Source organism: Desulfofarcimen acetoxidans DSM 771, from assembly GCF_000024205.1.
Taxonomy (GTDB): domain Bacteria; phylum Bacillota; class Desulfotomaculia; order Desulfotomaculales; family Desulfofarciminaceae; genus Desulfofarcimen; species Desulfofarcimen acetoxidans.
Genome location: NC_013216.1, coordinates 2,081,626 through 2,108,196, shown reverse-complemented (window position 1 = coordinate 2,108,196; position 26,571 = coordinate 2,081,626). Strand labels below are relative to the sequence as shown.

Sequence of the window (26,571 nt, the reverse complement as noted above, 5' to 3'; positions counted from 1 at the left end):
CCCGGACCGGGGCTTAAAACAGTTCCCGGACCGGATTTACTGAAAATCTAAAAGAGCATGGCAACCATGCCTTTACTTATGTCTAGCGGTTGATATACGCCGGGAAATCGTGATCATCATACTCTCCGATACGCCACTGGATATAATCCCCATCCTCTAATCGGATGTCATCCGCGCCTATGACCTCGGAAATTGCCACCACATCATACTGTCCAGAGGTACCGCCCTCGCGGTATATGCGATACATCCAGCCCGCGGGATAAGGAGGCGTGTAATTCACACTATCAATTGTCATGCCGGTAACAAATGCACCGGAGGCGCTATAATTGTCAATCACATCTTCCATCATCATCCGCACCACGCCATCCATGGCCGTAACAAAGGACCTGCCAGAGTAAAAGTCATTGCCCTGCACATTGCCATCCCCGGAAGACAGCAAAGCGCCGTTTGAATTATAGACCTCAAAGTTCACATCGGCAGTGTCATCGTAGGGGTCAGCTGTGGGGCCATTCACCACTACCGTAAAATTGACATAGGCACTTTCCGGCGTACTGGCTACAATACTGGCAGTTCCAGGATTGGTACCCGGAGCAACGGTGACAACGGCATACGCATAATAAAAGTCTTCGTCTACATAAAACGGAGCTTGTTCTGCCACCGTAACGCCGCTGACACTGCCACCGACAACAGCCCACTCGACATCCTCTGCATCCTGTTCATTATCAAACCAATACGGCATCCAACTTGCATCGGCCGGAGCGGCATACAATTCAACAGTTTGTGCGTTAGCATCGTTTGCATCTACATCTGCAGTGAAAGGCACACCGTCATACGTGGTGAGATTAGGATATTCATTGGCAAAGGCGCCGCCGGCAAAGCTGAGAACCATGACGAGAACCATGATCATGGTCAGCATTATTGTACGTTTCTTAAACAATACAAAAACCCCCTTTAGCAAATTTTAATTTTCCAATCCCCAGTGTTCAATCCTTCTACAAACGCCGCTCGTGCTTGTGCCTGTCAATCCACAAGCATACGCATCACCCCTTCCATATACACAGCAAAGTTAATGCAACAAAAAAACCGCACGCAATTAAGCGGCGGATACGGTTTTTTATCCAGCCCGGTTCCGGGGGCCAATCTAATGCAAGAGTCGTCTCCTGACTTGCTTCAACGCTTTTCTCCTCCTTCTCGGCATTTGCGCCAATGGACCGGACAACTGTCCGATGGAGTAAGCTCGGCTTACAGTGGCCGTACCGTTCGGGACTCTAACCCGATTCCGTTACTCTTGCTTGGATTAAATATTCAGTTATTTAACTGCTATAATAATTATAGCAAAAAGTTCTTCATTAAGCATAAGCAGGAAAATATACTGTACATATATAAAAAACAACATAATATACATAAGAATATGAAATATTCGCCAAAAGCATTGTCAAGTTTTTTTTTAGACATACAAGTTATTTTAAGCAAATTTTCATATTACTCATGTATACTCGGCACGTACTTATTTGCGGCATGTACTGGATATTTGCTGTTATTCACCTTGAACCAACTTATAAAAGCCGGTTCTGCACTGCAAAAGTGGCTCAAATGATTCTTACCATCTCGAATAGTTTGCGCTCATTGCCCTTACTGATTTGCGCAGTTTCACTGATCAAGCGAAACTCAATGCAGCGCGTTTCGCCCTTGCTGAAAATTTTTTTAACCATTTTAATATTTACAAGATAGGACTGGTGGGACCTGAAAAAGATGGTATCATCCAGTTTCTTCTGTATTTCATTGAGGGTGATATTGACGGTGAACCTGCATGAGGGGGTATGAACATCTACTTTTCTTCCGTTAGTGGAAAACATAATGATCTCATCTTTGGAAATGAATATTTTTTCACAGCCGATTCTAAAACAGATAATATCATTAAAAAATTCAATATTTTGAGTCTCCGGCGAATTCATTTTACTACCCTCTTTGCAAACCTGCTTCGGGACAAGCCCGGGAGCTTCTACCCGTAAGGTTTCTCATGTCATTGAAATTTGCCTCCCCAAGTGAACATCCGGCAGGAAATCCGAAATAATATTTGATGCCATAGGATGTTGTCCCCAAACAAACCGTAACGGCAAATCAGCCGAGTTTGTAGCCGCCAACAAATAAAAAAGCCTCTCAACCGGTAGGGCCGAGAGGCTAAAAATACTGAATCATTAGCTTGCCAGCACTTTAGCACCTCTTCCATCGCTCGTAGAGTAGATTAGTGCGCAATTCAGGCAGGTCTTCTGACTATGGTTAATCAATGTTTCATACCTTCCCGGTTTGCAGCCAATGGCCTGTACATGAAACATTTCCCCATCACAGCGGCGGGACCGTGCAGGAATTAATTTATATTTGCACCGTATTTTAGAAGTACATACTCGGGCAGCCCTTAAATTATTTTCCTAATCAACATCTCTCAAGCTGTAAATTGCTGGCCCACCAGGATCATGTCCAATACATCCACAGTGCCGTCACTGTTAAGATCAAAATCAATCCAGCCAGGGGTACCGCTCTCACCAATATGCTGGCCCACCAGGATCAGATCCTGCACATTAACACTTCCGTCGCTGTTCAGATCACTGCCGGTTGCGCCTGTGGCAGTAGTAACTTGAAGCCGGAAAATATAGGTGTGGTTTTGCAGCGTTACCGTAACGGTTTTATAACCGGTGGACGTTGTATTAAAGCCCTCAACCGTCGCACCATTGGCGCTGACCGACTGTGTGGACCTGTCGCTGTAAAGTACCGTAATGTTCTTGGTATAAATGTCGTTTATATCGTTGGACGAAAAACGGTTGCTTTGGATGCCGTCGACCGTAATCATCAGAATATGACGTGTGCTTCCAACTACAGGCTTCCCGTCGAAACCGGCCGTCCAGTTCCCGCTGCTGTTTATTCCCGCGTTCAGCACGCTGAGCAGAGTCCCGTCGGTCAGTTCCCCGGACGTGAATGATTTAGTAAGCTTGTCCGCGTCCGCGCCTGTGGGGTCATCACCGCGGCTGTAAAGCCCGGTGGATTTGTCAACGGCAGCCACAGCTCCTATGCCACTGTCCACCCCGGAACCTTCCATATAGTAGTTATTGGAAATAATATTGTAGCGGTCCAGCGAGTGCATGTAGCCGATTACTCCGCCTACATGAGCAGCATTGCCGGAAGTTGCCGTAAGCGTTCCGCTGAAATAATTGTTCTGAATATAGCCAATACCGTTTTCCCAGCACTCAGAAACGCCGCCTTCACCACCGAAGACCCCGCCGATATAGTCCGAAGCCGTAACGGTTCCGGTAACGGAGCAATTCTGAATGGATACACAGGGGCTGTTGGGCGCCGAACCGGCCAAATATCCGCTGCCCATGATCCCGCCTGCGAATTGGCCGCTTGCCGTAACGGTTCCATGGAAGGCGCTGTCCCAAACAGTGCAGTAGCCCATCGATTGCCCCTTCTCTCCCACGAGTCCGCCCACATGGTTAGTCCCGTATACATCCGCATAGCTGACGCAGTTGAGAATATTGCCGTTCAGGCTGGAGATTAGCGAGCCGACATTGGACCTGCTCTTGTCATAACCGACGGTAACACCGGATTCGACAACACATCCGGTGAAATATATATTGTTCTCCCCGGACCCGTTTCCGTTGACCAAGCCGGAGCCGAGCGTTTTGGAACCTGATTTAAGCGTAACGTTTTTAATATCCGCCGTATACGCCGGCACATCAGAGTACTGACCGCCGGGGCCGTAGTCAATTGTATAATTATCAATCAATGCCGCTCCGGCAATTTCGGTCCCGTAAATCTGCAGGTTGCTTATCGTCGCCAGCCTGACATACCCAAACAGCGGCTTGCCGCCGGCCGGTATGGTGATCGTGTGTCCGCCGCCGTCAAAGTTCGCGGAAAACGGATTAATATTGGCTCCGGCGCCTTCGTTGGCGGAACCTTCCTTAACAGAACCTACGGGCACCCAGCCGTCCGGCAGGGTAATATCCGCGTTCATTTTAAAATAGTAGTCCGCGAAGCTTGTGCCGGTATTGACCAATTCGCGAAGCTCTTCAATATCCTGCACATCTTCCAGCAGGAAAGGATCGTCTTGCTTACCGCTGCCGTTCCATTGGCCGAATCCGCCTATGAATCGAATGACTGCGACTGCGGAATCTATTGAGCTGGTATATGTTTTGCCGCTTAAACTGGTGAAATTATCAGTAACCGTGCACTTATAATAGATGACACCCGCCGTGTCCAATATGCTCGGGGTTAGGGTATAACCGGTTGCACCCTCTATCGGCGCATAAGTTTCCCCATCAGTGCTGGAATACCATTGATAGGAAATTTCATTGCTCATAGTCCCGGCTATAACCATTGCCCCGATCTCAAGGTCCGTAATTTGCGTCTCTCCCAGCTGATAAGACGTGCCGGAGGGCTGCGAGCTTATATAGGGCATCTTTGCGGATGTTTCATAAACCCTTACAATGAAGTCCTCGCTGTCCGCCGTGTATGCTTTCCCGTTTATGACGTGGGTTACCGTGCAGAAGTAAGTAGTTTCTCCATCCGAATTCATGTACGGCAAGCACACATTTTTTTCATCCGGTCCGGACTTGGTAGTGACCGAGCCGCTGATCAAGCGACAATTCCAGGTGTAGAAAAAGTAGCCGCCCTCCGCAACGGAAGTGGTCTCGACCTTCATTCCCACAGGCGTGTCGCCTACATTATATTCATAATACTGCGCCGGCAACGGGCTGCCGTCGGCATTTTCCCGTGTTATCACCGGCGTCGGGTCAGGCATAACGGTTACGGCGGCCGTTTTGCTGACGGCAAAATCCTCTGTTGTGTTATTCGTTGCCACACAGTAGTAATAGTAAATCTTAGTTGATGAGACAGTCTCCAATTCCGGTATATAGGACGCGCTCTCCGCGCCGTCAATCTTCTGCCCGCCCTCGGTGCTGTCCTCCGTGTTCACGTACCACTGGTAGGAAACATCCGCGTAGGCTGCCGCCCTTACCGTAAGAGGGCTTGGTGTCTCGGTGAACACATAAACCGCGGGCAGGGGGTTTATATATATCACGGGGGTATCGGACTTGGTTTCGCGGATCAGGCCAAGGTTGTAGATTGTTTCGGAGGTGCCACCGCTGACAGTGATCGGGACCTGCATGGTTCCGTCGGCACTCCAATTCAACGTAACACTTGCCGTGCCGTCCACAGGAGCCTGCCCGTTTACAGTGATCACGTAGGCTTTATTATATCCGGTGACCGCGATATCCACTGAAGCCGCCTCGGCGTCAACACCGGCGGTATAGGAGAAAACATCTCTGTTAAACGTCGGTGTTAACGTATCGTTTACACTAAGGCTTTTTAACGTCGGCATCCTCTTGAAATGCACATGATAAAAGACGTCTCCGTTATCCGCGCTAATGTTGCTCTGGGGGCCGGCCCTGAAGGTGAATGTACTGTTTGCATTGGTTTGATATAAGTTTAAATTGCTGATCAATACAGGGAGATTCGCCATGGCGATACCCGTTCCCCCCCAGCCGGACCTTTGCATTTCAAACTTCAGGAAATCGGAACTGTTGCTTGCAACGCCCATGGCGTAGACGCTGCTCAAATAGTCGGGAATATTCGCATTGTAATCAAAATGGCCGCTTGAAAAAGGCTCGTCAAACTGAATAGGCGTCACGCAGGATTTATCCGTGAACAGCGCCAGGGATGACATCGCCGGGGTACCCGCGCCGTCCTCCGCCGGGGCCATTACAGGCAACAGGGCGAGCGCCATAATAAGCACCATAAATATGGTAAGAGGTTTTCTAAGCATCGTTTTTCTCAATTTTACACCCATTCCTTTCGCTTCGCTGAAGTCACAAAATGTCATGAAGGAATCTCTTTCAGACTTCCCTTCCTCATTGTTTCATTGCATGTTCTCTTTTATCTGATTCTCTTGACCGGCAGGGTTTAATAATCAGATTAGACTCACCTCCCATAAAAATATTGGCAATGAACAGCATCACCTCCCTTCAATAAGGCTTTCATCCTTAGTTCGAATTTGCATTTGTCTGGGACGAAGGCACTGTCACATCCGCCATAACACCGCCGGTTTTCCAGTAAAACCTCTTTTTAAACCGCTCCAACGTTCTGATTACCCTGGCTCCGAATATCGAAACAAAAAAAGCATTGGCCACAGCATGGCTGCCATCCCAGATAACGGCGTTAAGCAGTGTTAACAAGTAAGTAACTATGGTATGCGGCTGCACAAAGAATGCCCAGAACCAGACATTGATGATCACACCGTAAAGCCAGCCCCAGATAAAGCCAAAAACGGCCAGCACAATGATTTCCTTTCTGCCCGTAAGACGCAGCCCTCTGAGCCAGCCGGCGGTAATCCCGACCAGTCCCCAGGTGAACATCTGGTAGGGAGTCCACGGACCATGTCCCAGGAACATGTTGGAAACCAGGGCAGTCAGGGACGCCGTCATAAATCCGGCCATGGGCCCAAAAACATAGCCGCTGCAGATAATGAAAAAAGTGCAGGGCTGAAAGTTCATCAACGAAGCAAAGGGAAGCCTGGAAAGAGCGGAAATAGTGCCCAGCATAGCAACCAAAGCGATCTCCTTGGCACCGGTAGCCGCCCGCTCAAATTCCAAAAAAAAGCCTAACACGCTGAAACTGACAAAAACGGTGGCAATTAATCCCCAGCTCAGAAACCCGGCATTGGGATCCAATATGCTGCCTTTCATAGAAATAAAGGGTACAATGTAAATAGCCAGCCCCAATAAACTGATCAGTATAATAAACAAATATTTGCGTCCCATGCTGTTCCTCCCGCAAAATCAATGCTGCAGCAATTGCAGCACCTCACCCGTTGTCAGAATATCTTGTGGCACGCCCAGCCTGGCAAAGCCCTGAAAAACCCTGTTAATCTGGGGAGAGAACAGCAAGGCCTGGGACAATACCTGACGCTTGTCCCCGTCAACAATAACCTTACCCTCTCCCAGCAGGATCACCCGCTGCGCGTACTCCGCCACCATCTCAACATCGTGTGTAACGATAATCACTGTATTGCCTTTGCTCTGGTAATCGCACAGAAGCCGCATCAGGTAATCTTTAAGTTTCTGATCCATTCCCCTCGTAGGCTCATCAAGTATCAGCACCTGCGGCTGTACAGACAACACTGTGGCAAGGGCTACCCGCTGCTTTTCGCCGCCGCTCAAGAATCTGGGGTATTGCTTGGCATAAGATAACAGGTCAAACCTGTCCAGCCATTCCCGCACTCTGCCTTCCACATCACTGAAACCCAGGCCCTTTAAGGCAGTGGCAACCTCCTCCTCTACCGTTTCGGCAAAAAGATGGTCATTGGGGTTTTGAAAGACATACCCGACATGTCTGGCCAGACTGGCAACACTGGTCTGCATTGTATCCAAGCCATTTACCCTCACTTTCCCTCTGGAGGGCCTCAACAAGCCGATGAAATGCTTTACCAGAGTGCTCTTACCGGCAGCGTTGCGGCCCATAATTGCCACAAACTCCCCCCTGCCAATGCTTAAATCAACGCCCTTCAGGGCAGCATACGGAGGATTATAGGCATACCAGAGATTTTCCGTCTCGATCACGGGAGAGGCGCTTTCCGGCCTATCCGCAGCCGGCGGCGGTGAATATGTTGAGTCTTCAAATATTCCTTTCAGCAGTTGGCGGCCCTCTTTGACGGTAAGAGGCACACCCTTAATCTCCATACCCCGTTCCTTGAGCTCATGTACGAGCCTTATCAGCGGTGGGATGCCTACTCCCGCCCGGCAAATGCTTACATATTGTTTTTCCATAACCCGTTCCGGGGTACCGTCGGCGATGATCTGTCCCTGTTCCATTACGATCAGCCTGTCAGCCAGATGAACGACTCTCTCCAACCGGTGCTCCACTAAAATAACCGTAATCCCCAATTCGTCATTCAGCCTCTGCACCGTCGACAGCACATCCTCGGCGCCCTGCGGATCCAATTCAGATGTCGGCTCGTCAAGAACCAGGATTTCCGGCTTCAATACCAGCACCGAAGCGATGGCCACCTTTTGTTTCTCCCCTCCTGAAAGTTCGTGCAGCTGCCGCTTTCTCAAAGCGGCAATGCCAACAGTATCCAACACTTCTTCCAGGCGCTTAGCCATCTCATGACGGGGCAGTGACAGGTTTTCCATACCAAAGGCAATCTCACGCTCTACATCGGCTGTGACCAGTTGGTTTTCAGGATCCTGGAAGACCATCCCCACACAGGTGGCCATTTTATTCGGAGCGTGTGTGCTCACATCCATGCCTGACACTTCTACCCGCCCACCCAGACGCCCCCCATAAAAGTGCGGGATGAGTCCGTTCAAACAGCGCGCCAGGCTCGACTTGCCGCTTCCTGAGGAACCTGTAATCAGGACGAATTCACCGTCCTCTATTTCCAAATCAATCCCGTTCAAAGCGGGCTTCCTGTCATCCGCGTAGAAGAAAATCAGTTTTTCTATCCTAATCAAGTTGACACCTCTTTCTGAACCAGGCCAAAGGCAGTATTGACAACAGCAATACCGCCAGCACGGTCAGGGACAGCCACCCGCCGGGCCCCGGATCGAGATGCTGCAGGGATGGATAATAGCGGTATTTGCCATATCCCATCCAGCGAATGGCAGTTCCAATCAGCAGGGGGGACAACCCGAATGCAACCAGCAATCGATCCCAGCCGGGCAATGCTATCTCTTTAAAACTGGTACGGCGCTGGTATGCCCCAAAAGCTCTTGCTTCCATAGCTTCGGCTATCTGCACCGCCCGATCGAGGGAATTGGAGAGCAAGGGAACCAGTACGGCACCACCGTTTTTGGCCCTTTGCGCAATTCCCCCCTTGTCTATTTCAATCCCCCGCGTCCTTTGCACATCACTGACACGCTCCAGATCATCAACCAAAGCCGGAAAAAAGCGCAAGGACATGGAAGTGGCCAGTACCGATTTATACGGGAATTTAATTTTAATCATTGCTTGCATCATGTCATCCGGGTGGACTGTGAAATTAAGCACGACAAAAGCTGATACTATTGTTATCAACCGGAGAGACATCCCCAGGCCGAAGGCAATAGCTTCAAGGGTGATCTTCGGCTGTCCCAGGGTAGGAATCTCAAAGGTAAACTCCAGCAGTACATGAGAACCATGGTAGATTACCAGCGCATTGATCAACACGATAGCCACGCTCATCCAAAGCATGAAACGCATCAGAGACGCCCATTCACGCCAGGCCTGGGCCAGGGCAATAACAGGAAGTGTGGATAAAAAAAACAGCATTAAATAGAGTGGATGCTCAAAAATAACAGCAAGAAGCATTACTCCCGTCACCCAGGCCAGTTTGACAAAAGGGTTTAGCCTGTGCACAAATGTGTTCCGGTCATGGTATCGATAACTAATTGATTTCATATCAACTCCTGCTCCTCGGCATTGTCAGTCTCTTTTAGTTTGCGGTGCCTCTTTATATAGTAGCAGGCAGGAACAGCAGCCACTCCTACCGTCGGAAACAGAACCCACCAATGGCGCGCGACATTTTCCTTCAGTGTGGGAAGAACTGAAGCAGTAGGAAGTTCTGAGGATTGATTTTCATCACTTGATTTTGAGATATCCGAACTATCAGCAGTCTCTGTCTTATCTGCTGCGTCGGTTTTTTGCGCAGCTTTATTCTCTTCTTGATTATCCTGCTTAGCAGGCTCCTGGGCCGGGGCGACAGTCCCCGCGCTTACAGCCGGTGTCTGGGAATCCCCGGATACCGGAGAGGGACCGGACACTGGAGAGAGACCGGACTCGGTGTTGACAGCCACTGTTTTGGCCCCACCGGGCCCCACCGGGGTCTTAATTACCTCCCCGTTGCCGATAACAAGAGCAAAAGAATGACTCAATTCTTTCGGAAAACCGGTCAGTACCTTGGCGGCGCGACGCACACCCGTTTCGTCAAGACCGGTTATCGCCCAAACCGCACCTTGACAGGCCCAGCTGCCCTTAGGATTCCATGGGTTTTGGATCACATTCAGCACTCCATACCCCGCCCCAAATGTTTGACTGTCATTTCCGCTGAAATCACGCGTCTTGATTTTACCGTCGGAAAAATAAACCGGCTCATGAATCTTGAACTGCTCATTCATGCTTGCTATAAGCGGCTGGTCCGCCGTAGCGATAATAAACAGATTATCGTTTTTCTTCTCATCAATAGTCAAATCGTTCTGATTCTTCATTTTCACACCTGACACACCAAGAGCGATCAACCGGTCCCTGAGCCCGGCGGCCTCTTCCTCAAACCCCGGGGCAAAAACCACCATAGTAGGCGCCACCTTGCCCCCGTAACCATGCAGGCAGGGCTCCGGGAAGGCTCCCAGCATCGCTGACGGTCCCATCATATAAAAAGTCCAATCGTGAAAATCCCAATTCTCCACATCCCCCGGACGCAGTTTATAGCCATAGGCAAAAGCCTTTGACATCAGACCGTTAATATAATAAAACCAGTACACCTGCTGGTTTCCTTTGATCCCGGCGACGGTCTCCACATAGTCACCGGACATTTCGATTTCTGCCGCCTGCCCCAGAGCATCCCCCGCGGTTGAATTGACTCTTGTCTCCACCTCTTTGTCGAACACAACTTCATTACCGAAGTTTTTGGTACCAGTGACACGCACCTTCATCAACTCTTGAGAAGGAAGCTGTACAAAAGCTTCAACTGCAGCCGCCAGTGAGGACATTAATACTAACAAGATAAACAACATACATACAACGATTAACCTCCTGGGAGATCGTTTCATGCCCCTTACACTCCTCTCACGCGGTCCAATGTTGCCCAATCAGGACCATGTCCAGCATGTCAACATTGCCGTCCTTGTTAATATCCTCATTGCACCAAGCCGGGGTGCCGGTTTCGCCGAAATGCTGACCGACCAGGATTAAATCCATTACATCTACCTTGCTGTCACCGTTCAAGTCACAGCTTAAATCCGCTTCAGACTGCTCCCGCAGAGCGTAGACATACCCCGCATCATTGACAAAGAAAACCCGGCCGCCGGCGATAGAAACACCTGCCAGAGTGTATTCGGTATGGTCAGGGCAGAAATCCCACAGTATATTCCCCTGCTCGTCAAAGCAATAGGCGGAGGCGGTCAGACAGTCAGTACTGATATAAATATAAGGCTTGCCGTTTTGAACGGCAATAACCGGAGAGGCCTCCGTGCCGTAACTGCCGAAATCGTGCTGCCAAAGTAAGGATCCGTCTGCGGCGCTGAGACAATATAAACCACCCGGCTTATTAAAACTGCCGGAACAAGCGTACACCTTGCCGTCATACACCGACGGGGTCGAATTGCTGGAATTGCCTATTGACTTATACCAACCCGTTCCGGTATCGAATTTTCCGGTAAGAGGATCAAAACCCAGGCACCAAACGTACCCTTTATTGGAGGTGAGGTAAATCTTCTTCTGCAACCAATTGAAGTTGACAGCCGAGCAAATCTGTCCGGCCGATATCCCATAGCTGCCGGACAGATTAACCTCGCCGGCCTTCACCCCCGTATTTTTATAAACAGCCGCAACAACAGATTTAGCATCGCCAAAGAGCAGATAGTCTCCGGCAACCGCCGCCCCGGACCACCACTGGTAATTCGCGTTGCCCGAATATTTCCAAATTATCCGCGGATTGCCATCTTGCCCGGACGCGTCCAGGCAATAGTAATTCCCTTCATAGCTGCCCACGTAAACCTTGCCCTCGCTGTAAAGAACCTGAGTTGAGAGTTCTTCATTCTGATACGACCCGTGTGTCAGCTTACCGCTCCACAAAATCTGACCGCTATTCTCGTCAAGGGCATAGATACACCCCTGACAGGTGGCAACAAATACCTTTCCCTCCCCATAAGCAGGAGTAGGCATATTAAATCTTACAGGAGTCTCATCCAGTTGGGTGCTCCAAAGAGTCTGGCCGGTAGCCTGGTCAAATGCCCAGGCATAATCTTCCGCATCGACCACGAACACCTTACCGTTCGCCAGCATAGCCGGGTGGTCGATACCGTGGGTGGCCCGGTAATGAGTAAACGCCTGCCAGTCTACCCCGGGAGATTGAACTGGTGCAGAGCCTGAGGCAATCCCACTGTTAACCGTGTCTCCCTGAAAACACGGCCATTCCCGCTCCTCTTGCAGGCAGTAGAGATAACCGCCGCTGGTTCCCTGATACAGACAGCCGTCGGCCACGGCTGGGCCTTGCATAACGTAGCCGGCATCGGGAAGATTATACTTCCACACCAGTTTTCCGTCACCGCTCAGACAATAGAGATAACCGTCCGGCGTTGCCGTCGTAACATAAATGTAAACACCTCCTTCATTCACCATAAGGGCGGGAGAAGACTTGACACCGCTCTCGACCGGGTAGGACCACAGAATTTCGCCTCCGGTATCATCGACACAAACCAGGCTTCCGGCGCAGCCATGCTCTCCCTGGCCGACATAAACCCTCCCGTCATACACCACAGGGGTAGAGGTGCTAAAACCGGTGGCGGTTGAGAAGCCGTCATTGATAAATTGTCCGCTTCCCTGATCGAAACCTATTTTCCACAAGTACCCTTCCGTGTTGCTGTTTTCGGAACTGGTATAAATGTAGCCATCCCGGTATGCCACCGACGAGCGAATCCGTCCCGGTATTGCTCTGGCAAAAGAAAGTCTGGCTGCATCACTGAGGTAGACTCTGTCGGACACGCTTCCCGTATCCCGGTACACACTGGTCACTACCCCCTCCAGATTGCCGAAAACCACATAGTTATCAATTACAGAGCAGCCGCACCAAAGATAGCCGCCGGTAGAGGAGGTATACGTCCAACACAGCTTGCCGCTCTCGTCCAAGCAGTAATAACTATTGGTCTCCCCCCCGGTACCTCCATCACCCACATAGATAAAACCGTCAGCATAAGTAACAGGACACTGAAATCCCCTTTGGCTGATTTTGCTGCTCCACAACCTCTCACCTTCTTTGGCGTCAAAAGCCATGACATAACCGTTAAAGGTGGCGAGAAAGATCTTTCCTCCCCCGCACGCCGGAGTCGAAATCTGCAGGGGGCCATGGTCCCCCAGATTTTGTTCCCAAAGCGTATCCCCGGTGGTTCTGGACAACGCCAAAAGTTTGTTGCATGCAAAAACATATACGAAATCTCCGTCAATCACAGCTGTATTCTCAACACCGGTTCCTCCCTGGTTGGAGACATACTTGCTCCAGGCCAGACGCGGTGTCAGCACCGGAGATGTCACATCGATCTGGCCCACCCGCTGCTCGTTCCCCTGAAATTGCAACCAATCCCCTCCAACGGCAGCCTGCGCCCTGTCGACTCCCCAAGTAAAGAGAAGAAGGAATATTCCCAGCAGTAAAAACCGGCACAGCATTCTATTCATTTGCATCACCCCATAGAAAGTGGTTGGAGTCTCTTTCGACATGCTCGAAAACTAAATCACCTCTTTGTTTGAACAGTAACTGTGCAGTTTAAATTTATTATATTCAGGACAATCGCATCCATGATAGGTATACTACAAATTACAGGGTTGCAAGGAATATCCAAATATTATATAACCCCTACAACCTCTGCCATATCAATACTATATTTTTTCGGATGCCATTGCCCTGATTGTTATAAACACTAGGGCAGCAACTTTCTGAGCATTACTACACATTCGGCCCTGGTAGCGGGCGAATTCGGCCTGAAGGTACCGTCTTCATATCCATTGACTATACCCTTGTTGATCACTATGGCCACAGCAGGCCGGGCCCAATCGGAAATCTCCCCGGCATCATTGAATTGCTGCAATATTTCATCTTTTACTGCTGTCTCCTTCTGCTGGCCCTCTTTTTGCGCTAAAACACGGCTGATCATTGACACTACCTGTTCCCGGGTAACCGGTTCGTTAGGGCCAAACATGCCATCCCCGTAGCCGGAAACCAAATCATGTGTAAAGGCGATGTTCACAATATCGTAATACCAGTCACCGGAATGCACATCCTTAAATATGTCTCTGCCATCTGCTTCCTGCAAACCCATTACTTTCACCGTTAAAGCAGTAAATTCCGCCCTGGTTATGGGCTGATCAGGCCTGAAAGTACCATCCTCATATCCCTTCAGATAACCTCCGGCAACCATATATTCAATAGCTTCCCTGGCCCAATAGCCTGCCTGCAGGTCTTCAAATGCAACTGCAGACTGGGATTGAGTTTGAGATTGCGGCTGAACGGTCTGTTGAACCTGCTGCGCCGGCTCAACAGACTGAACAGTAACCACACAAGTCGCTGTATATCTGCCGTCTGCCGTTGCGGCGGTGATTTTAGCGGTACCGACGGAAACTCCGGTAACCATGCCCTTGCTATCGACGGTAGCCACTGTGGTATTGTCGGATGCCCATTTGATATCCTGATCTGAAACACCGGTTGCAGAGATCGTCACTGTCAATTGATCTGTGGCTCCAATTTTAATCGTGTCAGTGGTCTTGTTCAAGCTTATTCCTGACCCTGTCGTTGAGGCCGATCCTCCGGCTGCGGCCTGAACAGTAACCACACAGGTCGCCTTATAACCGCCGTCAGCAGTGGCGGCAGTGATTTTGGCGGAGCCGGCGGACACGCCGGTAACCTTGCCGTCACTATCGACGGTAGCTACTGCAGTGTTGTCGGAGGTCCAGTTAATACTCCTATTGGAGGCATTTGCTGGTTTAATATTGGCATTCAATTGGACAGTGCCGCCCACATTGACAGTGCTGCTGGTCTTGTCCAGAGTAATTCCCGTAACCGGTTCCATTGCACTCCATTCCCATAAAATGTTGTCGCCATCGCTGACGATATATTTGGCCGCACCTTTATTTGACATGACACCGTTTACCTGAAATACCCATCCTTCAGACATTTTCCCCCAGGGACTTTCCACACCGTAGATGCTCCATACATAACCCCCCATAATGTAGGCGTTTTCCCATTCCACCTGGGGATCGATAGCCGAATCCTTCTCTGCCGCGGCAAATAAGACATCCATAACGGTATCTCCCGCCTGAACACTTATATTGTTATTAAAGCGAGTACTTCCGTTTTTATCTTTAATGACAAGATTCACCTTGCTCGTTGTCGATGAGCCGCCACCGCCACCACCACCGGTGACTGTTACAACACAAGTTGCTGTATAACCACCGTCCGCCGTGGTAGCAGTAACATTGGCTGTCCCCTGAGCCACCGCCGTAACCTTTCCGCTCTGATCCACGGCAGCTGCTGCAGTATTGTCAGAAACCCAGGTCACGCTCTGATTTGTGGCATTAACCGGAGCGATATTGGCTATGAGCGTGTCTGTTGCTCCGACAGTAATGGTGTCGGTGGTTTTGTTAAGAGAAACTCCCGTGACCGGAACTGCTGTTCCCTTTAAAGCATACAACCACCCGTAGTCATTGCCCAAATACAACCAACCATCAGCCACGGCGATGCTGGTAGTAGTGTAAGTATAATTGGGAACGGCAAACTGCCAGACTTGATTACCGTTTTGATCCAGGCAATAAACCAGAGAATTCTCACAAATTGAGGCAAAATAAATGTACGGGGTTCCATTTTGCACGGCTATTGCAGGTGATGCCTGTACGCCCGGTACCGAAACTTCCCCGTCACCGGTGGGCATGAAGTTCCAAAGCTCGCTTCCTGTCTGCTCGTCCAGACAGTAAAGACCGCCCCTGGAAGCATAGGTTCCGCTGCCCACGTAAAGCTTGCCGTCATATACCGCCGGGGTCGAAGTGCTGGTTTTATCAATAGTCTTGTTCCACAGATAGATCAGATTACCGCTGTCCGAGTCGAATTTAAAGGACCAGCAATTACCGCCCTGATCAGTCAGAAAGACCATGCCTGTTGTGGAATCATAGCTTACGGAGGAGCGTATTTCCTTGGCTCCGCTGCTGTATACCTTCAGACTCACGGAAGAAATCAAGGCACCGGTATCTTTATCAAGACAGGTAAGTGTCGACCGCTCGGAACCAAAAATCATGTACTTACCCACAATACAAGCGCCGGTCCAGTAATATCCACCTCCGCAAGCCGAATTCTGCATCTGGTACTGACCGCCAATTCCCGGAGCACCGGTAACAGCATCCAGGCAATAATAAAACTCGTTAGAAGCGGAATCAGGATTCCAGGCTCCAATGTAAATCTTCCCGTCAACATACTTAACCGGCGTGTTCAGTTGGCTGTACTTTGATGCCAACTGCAGCGGTATATCCCACAAAATACTCCCGCTGCCGGCGTCCAGAGCATAAACATGCCCATCGTTGGTGGCCGCATACAGCTTGCCGCTGTCATAGGCCGGCGTGGAAAGTTGAAATTGCTTTATAGAGCAGCTCAATTGAGTGGACCATTTCTCAGTCCCTGTTTTCATATCAAATGACCATAACTTTCCAAATGCATCCATGGCAAAAACACTGCCCCCGGCAACCAGGGGGGTATGGTTAATGCCCGCCATAGAGGTGTTCCCAACCTGCTGCTGCCAGGCTACAGAAGCGCTGCTCAGCGGAGCCGAATCAGTGGTCAGTCCATCATTGTAGAGATCATTTTGAAACTGCGGCCATGTGCCTCCGGCGGCCCATCCCGCAACCGGAATCAGCAGGCAAACAAACAAAAGTGCAAAAAATAGAAGTAAAATCCTCTTTTTAGACATCCTAGCTCCCCTCCGTAGATTAGCCGGCCCTTTATAAATCCATCTTATAAAAAACCTGGCTACTACCTGAAAGCACTGCTGCTTCCAGACCTAAGTTTTATACTTTTCCTATGAGGTAAAGTTCTGAGCAACCAGAACCATATCCAATATATCCACCTTGCCATCCCGGTTAACATCTAGATTTATCCAACCGGGAACATCGCTGTCACCAAAACGCTGGCCGATCAAAATCAAATCTACCACATTTACGATTCCGTCACCGTTCAGATCATTGCCGGAACCACCGCCTGAAGTAACGGTAACCAGGCAAGCAGCGGTAAAGCCCCCGTCTGTCGTGGTGACGGTGATATTGGCAGTACCGGTGGACACGGCTGTCACTTTGCCAGCGGCATCCACTGTGGCCACTGTCTCGTTGTCGGAAGCCCAGGTGATACCCTGGTTGCTGGCATTGGCCGGTGCAATCGTCGCCGTCAAAGTATCAGTGCCGCCCACCGGAATGGTATCGGCAGTCTTGTCAAGGGATACTCCGGTTACCGAAACAGAAGCCGAAGCGGAGCCAAAGGCATAAACTATACCGCCGCTTAAGCTGAAGACCTTGCCATCCGCCACCACTGGGGAGGCACCTCCCTTGTCGGAACTCCATACAACATGACCGTCTGCAACATCCAGTGCATACACACCGGTATAATCAAAAAATTCTCCGGCCTTACCGACAAAGACCTTGTTGTCAGCAACCGCTACCGAGCAGGTCCAGTTCCCCAGATCCGACTGCTTCCAGATCTGGTTGCCGGTTTCCGCATCAAAGCAATAGGTTTCCTGATCGGAATAACCGGCGCAGCCTCCGCAGAGGTAAAGCTTGCCGTCAGCATAGGCCGGCGTCGTATCTGTACGCTGTATGGTTATAGGCCCCCAGATAATGTGACCGTCCCCGGCATCCAGAGCTGCCAGTTCTCCCATTCCGTAAAAATCATAGGTGGCAACAAAGACCTTGCCACCTCCTACACTCGGTGAACCGCAGGTTTGTTTTTCAAGCCCCTGCTGGTGCCAAATCTCATGCCCGTCCCCGGCATCCAGGCAATAGGTGTTATTGGCTCCGGTATTGGCACCCGTGACGTAACCCCAACTGTTCACATAGATCTTGCCATCGCAGTAGGCCGGAGTAGATTGGGAATCTCCCACCAGCTGATGCTCCCATATCCTGCTGCCGCCGTTCGCATCCAGACAGTAAATGTAGGAGATACCACCGTGGTTAGGATCCCAATCGGTAAAGAAGGCCTTGCCGTCCACTACACGGGGACTGCCATTGACTACGTCTAAATGCATCGGATAAGACCACAGGATAGTGCCGCTGGTGGCGTCCAGACAGAAAGCCTTGCTGCCTGAACCAATGAATATCTTACCGTTATCATAGGCCGGTGAGGACCAGGAACCCCATTTTGACTTATCAATTGCTGTTTCCCAGATTTTGTCGCCGGTGGTCTCGTCCAGGCAGACAATTGATGATTTGCTTGCCGAAAACCCGTCAGAGCTCGGACAACCATATACATACACTTTGCCCCCGGCAATGACGGGAGAAGATGATATGCTGGCACCGATATTCTCACTTGCCCAAAGCAGATTATTGGTATTCGGAGCGGCAGAAGTAGAGTAACCTGCGCTGTTCGCGCTGTTATGGAACTGTGGCCAATCACTGCCGGCTGCATACCCGGCTGCCGGTAGGATAAGGACCATGATCAGAAAAAAGAGCAGCCCGGTCAACTTCATTTTGACTCTCAGCATTAGTATCATCCCTTCTGAAAATTAAAGCAGGGAAGAGAGGAGCAAAGCTTCTCTCCTCCCTATGGAAAGTTTACAATAAATCAAGTTTTAAAGACCAGATTGCCAATTCTAATTTTCACTCTGGCTTTTCGTATCAAGCAAATTTTTAATTACGGTGCAGATCTCTGCCCGAGTCATATTTTGCTGCGGGCGGAAGGTGCTGTCCGGATAGCCTTTGAGTAGATTTTGCTCTTCCGCTGCCACCACGAAGCCCCGTGCCCAAGAGGAAATAGCCGTATCATCGGTAAATCCGGTCGAATCAAGCATCTTGGCTGCAGCCTCATTGTTTTTGCCCAAAGCTTTAACCAGAATGACTGATGCCTGTTCTCTGGTAACCGAATCGTTCGGTCCAAAACTGCCATTTCCATAACCGCTGATAATACCGGCATGAACAACAGTTTCCACCGCCCCGGCATACCAATCGGAAGCCGCAACATCACCAAAGGTAGATGCCGCCGGCTTATAATCCGGCAGTTGCAGCGCCTTGCTCAAAACGGTAACAAACTCCGCTCTGCTCATCTCCCTGTCGGGCCGGAAGGTACCATCAGGATAGCCATTGACCAAGCCGTTCTTACTCAGCTGGGAAATAGCATTGTATGCCCAGTGGCTATTGGCAACATCAGAGAAGCTCTTTACATTGCTTGGTGTGCCATTCGGCGACGTAACTTCAACGGAAGGCTGTTGAGCAGCCGCAGCAGCGGTAAACTGCTTTATTGCACCTTGCTTCGTACCTTTGGAGTTAACCGCATAGGCCTTAAAGTAATAAGTGATCCCGGCTGTCAATCCGCTGAGATTTGTCTGAAAAGACCCGCTGTGATTGTCTGTTCCTACCTGCACTTTTTTGTCCAGATTGTTCTGATCGGTACCCCAAACAAAACCGTATGAGGTGACGGCCGATCCGCCACTGGAGGTAATGCTGCCGTTCAGGGTAGCGGAGCTTTCTGTAATGCCTGCTGCCTCACTTGTCTGAACACTGGGTGTAGTTGTACTGCTTCCACCGCCTCCGCCACCGCCTCCACCGCCAACAGCGGTTTCAGTATAGGTGACGAATTTAGTGAAGTGCTTGGTCCAAATTACTAAGTCTCCATTAACATCTATTTTTCCTGCGCCTTCTGCTGGAAGGTTACTATCAGCCCATTCCTGACTATCCTGCTCACAAAGGGTCTCTATTTTCTGGAAGACGCCCCCCCGGACATAACCGGCCTGTTTGCCTGCCATGCCTGGTATAAGCATTCTTACAGCATGATCAAAGGTCAGCGCAACATCATTACTTGCACCAATTTCAACCACTGCTTCAACTGTAGCAGTTTTACCGCTGGTTGGAGTAACTGTAACAGCATTATTAAGCAACACTTGGGGAAGCGCTATGATTCCGTTCCAGTCTGCCGGACCAGTGATTTGCGTTCCCGCGGAAATTCCCACTGATACTGTTCCCAGAGAGGTATCGGCCTTAACTTTAACCTGCGGCATGGTAAAGCTGCCGCCAGAAGACGGTGTTAATGTTATCTGAGGATTAGCCACATCTTTAGGAACATTGACTTCCATAGGATTGTTAGTAACAGCAATACTGTTGGAATCCGGATCAAGATTAACAACTTGCGGCACAGTAATTACACAGGTGTCGGTAAAGCCCCCGTCTGCCGTGGTCACGGTAATATTGGCCGTACCAACGGATACTGCCGTCACTTTGCCGGTGGCGTCTACTGTGGCTACTGCTTCATTGTCTGAACTCCAGGTGACGTCTTTATTGCTGGCGTCAGCCGGCTGGACAGCGGCAGTTAGCTGAGCGGTTCCTCCCACAGTCAGGCTGTCGCTGGTTTTATCCAGACTGACTCCGGTAACCGGCTTGCTGCTTGTTCCTTCCTGCACAGTGACTGCGCAGGTGGCGGTAAAGCCCCCGTCTGCCGTGGTCACGGTGATATTGGCCGTGCCGGCGGATACTGCCGTTACTTTGCCGGTGGCGTCTACTGTGGCCACTGCTTCATTGTCTGATGTCCAGGTAACATTTTTGTTGCTGGCATTTGCCGGTGCTACAGTGGCGGTTAGCTGGCCGGTTTCTCCCACAGTCAGGCTGCAGCTGGCTTGATCCAAGCTGACTCCGCTAACCGATTCGCTGCTTGTTCCTCCCTGTACGGTGACTGCGCAGGTGGCGGTGAGGCCCCCGTCTGCCGTGGTCACGGTGATATTGGCCGTGCCGGCGGATACTGCCGTTACTTTGCCGGTGGCGTCTACTGTGGCCACTGCTTCATTGTCTGATGTCCAGGTAACATTTTTGTTGCTGGCATTTGCCGGTGCTACAGTAGCGGTTAGCTGGCCGGTTTCTCCCACGGCCAGGCTGTAGCTGGTTTGATCCAGGCTGACTCCGCTGACCGGTTCGCTGCTTGTTCCTCCCTGTACGGTGACGCTGCCGCCGTTAACCTGTACCGGTACGGCTTGGGCCGCTTTATTGGCGGCTATGACATTGCTCAAAGCAAGGGTGGACGTACCTGTGGCCTTGGCCGTAAATGAGATGACAGCCAAAGATCCCTCTCCGCTCACTTCTCCGCCGGGAGTAGTAATGGCTCCGGCAACATTATTGAGCAGCCCGCTGTTATTATCAATAACGCCGGTCAGGAAGAAGGAAGTGTTGCCGTTTTGTTTAAGCAATCCGCCTTCGGTTACTGAGTTAACCTGCAGCACTGCCGGGTCGTAACTCAGATTGAACTGCGCTCCGGCTATCGCTGTGGCCGGGGTAATCAGAACATCCAGGTCAAAGGTGTCACCGGCACTGACAGTCTTCGTCGCCGGGTCGATGCCCACTATAGTGACGCTGCCGATTGCAATTGTGACTGCGCAGGTGGCGGTGAAGCCCCCGTCTGCCGTGGTCACGGTGATATTGGCCGTGCCGGCGGATACTGCCGTTACTTTGCCGGTGGCGTCTACTGTGGCCACTGCTTCATTGTCTGATGTCCAGGTGACATTTTTGTTGCTGGCATTTGCCGGTGCTACAGTGGCGGTTAGCTGGCCGGTTTCTCCCACAGTCAGGCTGCAGCTGGTTTGATCCAAGCTGACTCCGCTGACCGATTCGCTGCTTGTTCCTCCCTGTACGGTGACTGCGCAGGTGGCGGTGAGGCCCCCGTCTGCCGTGGTCACGGTGATATTGGCCGTGCCGGCGGATACTGCCGTTACTTTGCCGGTGGCGTCTACTGTGGCCACTGCTTCATTGTCTGATGTCCAGGTAACATTTTTGTTGCTGGCATTTGCCGGTGCTACAGTAGCGGTTAGCTGGCCGGTTTCTCCCACGGTCAGGCTGTAGCTGGTTTGATCCAGGCTGACTCCGCTGACCGGTTCGCTGCTTGTTCCTCCCTGTACGGTGACGCTGCCGCCGTTAACCTGTACCGGTACGGCTTGGGCCGCTTTATTGGCGGCTATGACATTGCTCAAAGCAAGGGTGGACGTACCTGTGGCCTTGGCCGTAAATGAGATGACAGCCAAAGATCCCTCTCCGCTCACTTCTCCGCCGGGAGTAGTAATGGCTCCGGCAACATTATTGAGCAGCCCGCTGTTATTATCAATAACGCCGGTCAGGAAGAAGGAAGTGTTGCCGTTTTGTTTAAGCAATCCGCCTTCGGTTACTGAGTTAACCTGCAGCACTGCCGGGTCGTAACTCAGATTGAACTGCGCTCCGGCTATCGCTGTGGCCGGGGTAATCAGAACATCCAGGTTGAAGGTGTCACCGGCACTGACAGTCTTCGTCGCCGGGTCGATGCCCACTATAGTGACGCTGCCGGTTGCAATTGTGACTGCGCAGGTGGCGGTGAAGCCCCCGTCTGCCGTGGTCACGGTGATATCGGCCGTGCCGGCGGATACTGCCGTTACTTTGCCGGTGGCGTCTACTGTGGCCACTGCTTCATTGTCTGATGTCCAGGTGACATTTTTGTTGCTGGCATTTGCCGGTGCTACAGTGGCGGTTAGCTGGCCGGTTTCTCCCACGGTCAGGCTGTAGCTGGTTTTGTCCAGGCTGACTCCGCTAACCGATTCGCTGCTTGTTCCTCCCTGTACAGTGACGCTGCCGCCGTTAACCTGTACCGGTACGGCTTGGGCCGCTTTATTGGCGGCTATGACATTGCTCAAAGTAAGGGTGGACGTACCTGTGGCCTTGGCCGTAAATGAGATGACAGCCAGAGATCCCGCTCCGCTCACTTCTCCGCCGGAAGTAGTAATAGCTCCGGCAACATTATTGAGCAGCCCGCTGTTATTATCAATGACGCCGGTCAGGAAGAAGGAAGTGTTGCCGTTTTGTTTGAGCAATCCGCCTTCGGTTACTGAGTTAACCTGCAGCACTGCCGGGTCGTAACTCAGATTGAACTGCGCTCCGGCTATCGCTGTGGCCGGGGTAATCAGAACATCCAGGTCAAAGGTGTCACCGGCACTGACAGTCTTCGTCGCCGGGTCGATGCCCACTATAGTGGCACTGCCGGTTGTAATTGTAACTGCGCAGGTGGCGGTGAAGCCCCCGTCTGCCGTGGTCACGGTGATATTGGCCGTGCCGGCGGATACTGCCGTTACTTTGCCGGTGGCGTCTACTGTGGCCACTGCTTCGTTGTCTGAACTCCAGATAACGTCTTTGTTGCTGGCGTTAGCTGGCTGGACAGTGGCGGTTAGCTGGCCGGTTTCTCCCACGGTCAGGCTGCAGCTGGTTTTGTCCAGGCTGACTCCGCTAACCGATTCGCTGCTTGTTCCTCCCTGTACAGTGACTGCGCAGGTGGCGGTGAAGCCCCCGTCTGCCGTGGTCACGGTGATATTGGCCGTGCCGGCGGATACTGCCGTTACTTTGCCGGTGGCGTCTACTGTGGCCACTGCTTCATTGTCTGATGTCCAGGTAACATTTTTGTTGCTGGCATTTGCCGGCTGGACAGTGGCGGTTAGCTGGCCGGTTTCTCCCACGGTCAGGCTGCAGCTGGTTTGATCCAAGCTGACTCCGCTAACCGATTCGCTGCTTGTTCCTCCCTGTACAGTGACGCTGCCGCCAATAACCTGTACCGGTACGGACTGACCCACCTTACTGCCGGCTATGACATTGCTCAGAGTGAGGGTGGATGTACCGGAGGCCTTAGCTGTAAAAGTAACGGTGGCCAAGACTCCCTCCTCGCTCACTTCGCCGCCGGAGGTAGTGATAGCTCCGGCAACATTCTTAAGCAACCCTTCGGTATTATCAATGTCGCCAGGCAGAAAGAAGGAAGTATTGCCGTTCTGCTTGAGCAATCCACCCTCGGTTACTGAGTTAATTTGCAGCACTGCCGGGTCGTAGCTCAAGTTGAATTGCGCCCCGGCTATTGCTGTAGCCGGGGCAACCAACACATTCAGGGTGAAGGTGTCACCGGCGCTGACATTCTTTGTCACCGGCTCAATACTCAATGTAGTTGCACCGCTTGTTGACGCTTCGACTTTCGTTCCCTGCAGGTCAAGAGAGTTAAATAGAAAGCCTGATGCCACAACGATAATGAGCAGAACCCTCACTAGGATTTTATACATTGGTATGAATAGATTATTCATGCCGCTAGTGCCTCCTTAAGTCAACTCGGGGAAAGGTAAAAGCGCTTCGCAGCGCCTGTTCCCTCCCCGCTTTCACCGCAATGAATCCTTGCCAGTGGTATAACAAACTTAGTACTGCTATTCAGTTCAAACGACAATCACTCCAAGCCCACTATTGATGCTAACAGTAAAAACATGATATAATTTAAATACATCCGTTTTTTACATTCTGATTCTCTTGACCGGCAGGGTTTAATAATTAGATTGTAATAAACGGGTGTTTTTTCGCATTTCGTATAAACATCACCTCCCTTCAAAATTTCAATATAAACTTACAGTCATTCACAAACCCAGCAAAAGCATAATTTTTCAAAGGTCAAGTAAAAAAAGCCGGGTAAAATATGAAAGACCCGGCTTTTCCGCAAAAGCCGGGTCTTTCTAAAAGGCACAACACCTCTCTTTACAATACCCCATAGCACTGAAGCCTTTCCACGGAAGGCAATAATCACCTGATACCCAGGCAGGTCTCCTGACTTATGGCTCACAGCATACCTCCAACCTTCCCGGGTTTCTCAAAGACCCAGTGGCATTTTGGAAGCAGCTCCCCATTTACAGTGGCCGGACCGTCCGGGAATTTCACCCGGTTCCCTTTTCACTCCCGGTATAACCGGAAGCACCTGGATAAACTATTTAATTGATTATATACTAACATCATTTGACTGTGTTGTCCATTATTCTTTGTTAAAAATTTTTATATTCACAACATAAGCCCAGAAAAAGCGATACTTTTTAAGGTTTAGAAAAGATTAAGTTAGAAAACCGGGTAAAATATAACCCCTAGGCCATATATTTTCCGCTTCTATTATAAAGTAAAGTACTGGCCTATTGCGATCATATCCAACACGTCCACTTTGCCGTCCCGGTTAATATCAAAATTGCTCCAGCCCGGGGTACCGCTCTCGCCAAAATGCTGGCCCACCAGAATAATATCCTGCACATTCACACTTCCATCACTGTTCAAATCATAGCCGGAATCGGAATTGGAACGAATCATAAAAATTTGCCCGTAATCATTGCCGAAGACCACATAGTTCCCCGAGGCTGCCATGCCCTGCACGGTATAGGTCCCCCCAGAGGAAGGCACAATCCAGACAACGGTGCGGCTGCTGCCATCATCCTTGAGGCAATAGCCTTTGCCGGACGCGCTGTTGGTGGTGTAATAAATATAGGTGTTGCCACCTTTACAGTAAATTACAGGTGAAGACTGGACACCGCCGTCCGTCGAGTATTCCCACAGCTTGCTTCCGTTTTCATTATAACAGTATATTTTCCCATCACTAAAGTTGCCCCGGCCTACATAGATTTTGCCGTTATCATAAACCGGAGTGGAAGTGGAATAGCCAATGCCGGCGTGCCACCGATAGGTTAAACTTCCACTATTATCAATACCATAACACCACAAGAAGCCACCCTTGTCGGTGAAGTAGATTTCACTATTCGAGCTGTTGTAGCAAATGGACGAGCGAATTTCCGCCGCATTTGACTCAATGTCCTTTATGGAACCGGAACTAAGAAGACTCATTGTGTTCTTATCCACCACATACACCTTGGACTTATCCCCGCCGAAGACAAGGTAGTCGTTGATGATAGCAACACCGGCCCAGTAGAACCCTTCGCCGCTGACGGAGGGGGTGAAGGTAGTCACAGTGTTGCTGCTGAGATCCACCTTATAGTACTTGCCGGTGCCCGGAGGATTCCAGAGACCAAAGTAAAGATTGTTCCCGTCAAGGACAAAGGGAGTGTTGAACTGTCCCGAATCACTGATGGGGATCAAGGTGTCAACTTTTGGAGTGGATGCAATATTTTCTATTTTTTTCAGTTTGTTCTGATTTCCTTCGGTTACCCCCAAGTACAGAGTGGTGCCGCTAATCACCGGCGTACCCAACTGGAAGCCCCCGTCGGAGTCTACTATAATGCCGTCGGTCCAACCTGTGGGGGTAGTGCCGTCACTGCAATTGATTTTATATATTCTGGCGTCGCTGGGGGTGCTGTTAAACACATAGGCGTAGTAAACGCCGCCCTCATTGACAACCAATGGCGGAATATCCGTACCGTTCCAACCCGCGTTAGGCAAATCGGTCATCACAAAGTTAGGATTCGGGTCTATCGGCGGGTTATCGGTTGTTACACCGCTGTTAACATTGTCCTTCTGGAATTTGGTCCAGTCAGCCGCAAAGGCAGCATTCGCCGTCAGCAGAAATAACAGCATGACGGTGAAAAAGACCAAAAACTTATTTTTTCCCCATTTAACGATCATTATTATACCTCCTTTTTCTTAGACCATATCTGATTCTCTTGACCGGCAGGGTTTAATAATCAGATTGCACTAATCGGGCGTTTTTTTGTAAATTTTCACCTCCTGTATAACTGATTACACAATGGATAGCATCACCCCCCTTCAATAAAAAGGCTGCAACTTTTCAAAACAGCAGCCGGCTAAATAAAGAATAATAAAAAATCCGGTCGAATAACACCAAAAGACCCGGCTTTT

The 26,571-nt window shown here is 50.5% G+C and carries 12 protein-coding genes, 1 pseudogene and 3 riboswitches; all 13 genes and pseudogenes read right to left on the bottom strand.

Going from position 1 to position 26,571, the window contains the following annotated elements:
• Positions 1–82 precede the first annotated feature (82 nt).
• The 13 genes and pseudogenes from DTOX_RS09710 to DTOX_RS09625 all read right to left on the bottom strand — a co-directional run bounded on the left by DTOX_RS09710 (position 83) and on the right by DTOX_RS09625 (position 26,337).
• Positions 83–958: a hypothetical protein gene (locus tag DTOX_RS09710; protein ID WP_157862901.1), complete on the bottom strand. Its 876-nt coding sequence runs from the start codon at positions 956–958 to the stop codon at positions 83–85.
• Positions 959–1,134: 176 nt separating this feature from the next.
• Positions 1,135–1,305, bottom strand: a riboswitch (cobalamin riboswitch).
• A 284-nt stretch (positions 1,306–1,589) separates the two neighbouring features.
• A complete protein-coding gene (locus tag DTOX_RS09700; protein ID WP_015757511.1) occupies positions 1,590–1,955 on the bottom strand; it encodes a LytTR family DNA-binding domain-containing protein in 366 nt (121 codons plus the stop codon).
• A 288-nt stretch (positions 1,956–2,243) separates the two neighbouring features.
• Positions 2,244–2,457, bottom strand: a riboswitch (cobalamin riboswitch).
• Complete coding sequence (locus DTOX_RS09695) at positions 2,444–5,041, bottom strand: dockerin type I domain-containing protein (RefSeq protein ID WP_242652584.1); 2,598 nt, start codon at positions 5,039–5,041, stop codon at positions 2,444–2,446. It overlaps the preceding riboswitch by 14 nt.
• Positions 5,042–5,104: 63 nt before the next feature.
• A pseudogene (locus tag DTOX_RS25300) lies at positions 5,105–5,374 on the bottom strand (cadherin-like beta sandwich domain-containing protein); the annotation flags it as partial.
• A gap of 661 nt (positions 5,375–6,035) precedes the next feature.
• Positions 6,036–6,812: an ECF transporter S component gene (locus DTOX_RS09690; RefSeq protein ID WP_015757509.1), complete on the bottom strand. Its 777-nt coding sequence runs from the start codon at positions 6,810–6,812 to the stop codon at positions 6,036–6,038.
• 18 nt (positions 6,813–6,830) lie between these two features.
• Entirely contained in the window at positions 6,831–8,504 is a 1,674-nt protein-coding gene (locus DTOX_RS09685; RefSeq protein WP_015757508.1) for an ABC transporter ATP-binding protein, read from the bottom strand.
• On the bottom strand, positions 8,497–9,429 hold the full coding sequence (locus DTOX_RS21480) for an energy-coupling factor transporter transmembrane component T family protein (RefSeq protein ID WP_015757507.1): 933 nt from the start codon (positions 9,427–9,429) through the stop codon (positions 8,497–8,499). Before DTOX_RS21480 ends, DTOX_RS09685 begins: the two co-directional genes overlap by 8 nt.
• Complete coding sequence (locus tag DTOX_RS09675) at positions 9,426–10,796, bottom strand: DUF4430 domain-containing protein (RefSeq protein WP_015757506.1); 1,371 nt, start codon at positions 10,794–10,796, stop codon at positions 9,426–9,428. Before DTOX_RS09675 ends, DTOX_RS21480 begins: the two co-directional genes overlap by 4 nt.
• Before the next feature lie 16 nt (positions 10,797–10,812).
• A complete protein-coding gene (locus DTOX_RS09670; protein ID WP_042315634.1) occupies positions 10,813–13,416 on the bottom strand; it encodes an outer membrane protein assembly factor BamB family protein in 2,604 nt (867 codons plus the stop codon).
• A gap of 242 nt (positions 13,417–13,658) precedes the next feature.
• Positions 13,659–16,688 carry an Ig-like domain-containing protein gene (locus DTOX_RS09665; protein ID WP_015757504.1) on the bottom strand — a complete coding sequence of 1,010 codons (3,030 nt, stop codon included), beginning with the start codon at positions 16,686–16,688 and terminating at the stop codon, positions 13,659–13,661.
• A gap of 108 nt (positions 16,689–16,796) precedes the next feature.
• Positions 16,797–18,467, bottom strand: a complete 1,671-nt coding sequence (locus tag DTOX_RS09660) for an outer membrane protein assembly factor BamB family protein (RefSeq protein ID WP_015757503.1) — start codon at positions 18,465–18,467, stop codon at positions 16,797–16,799.
• A gap of 108 nt (positions 18,468–18,575) precedes the next feature.
• Positions 18,576–24,041, bottom strand: a complete 5,466-nt coding sequence (locus DTOX_RS24285) for an Ig-like domain-containing protein (protein ID WP_015757502.1) — start codon at positions 24,039–24,041, stop codon at positions 18,576–18,578.
• Positions 24,042–24,522: 481 nt separating this feature from the next.
• A riboswitch (cobalamin riboswitch) is annotated at positions 24,523–24,716 on the bottom strand.
• A 166-nt stretch (positions 24,717–24,882) separates the two neighbouring features.
• The gene (locus tag DTOX_RS09625) at positions 24,883–26,337 is read right to left on the bottom strand and encodes a dockerin type I domain-containing protein (protein ID WP_015757501.1); all 1,455 of its coding nucleotides are present in this window, start codon (positions 26,335–26,337) and stop codon (positions 24,883–24,885) included.
• Positions 26,338–26,571 lie beyond the last annotated feature (234 nt).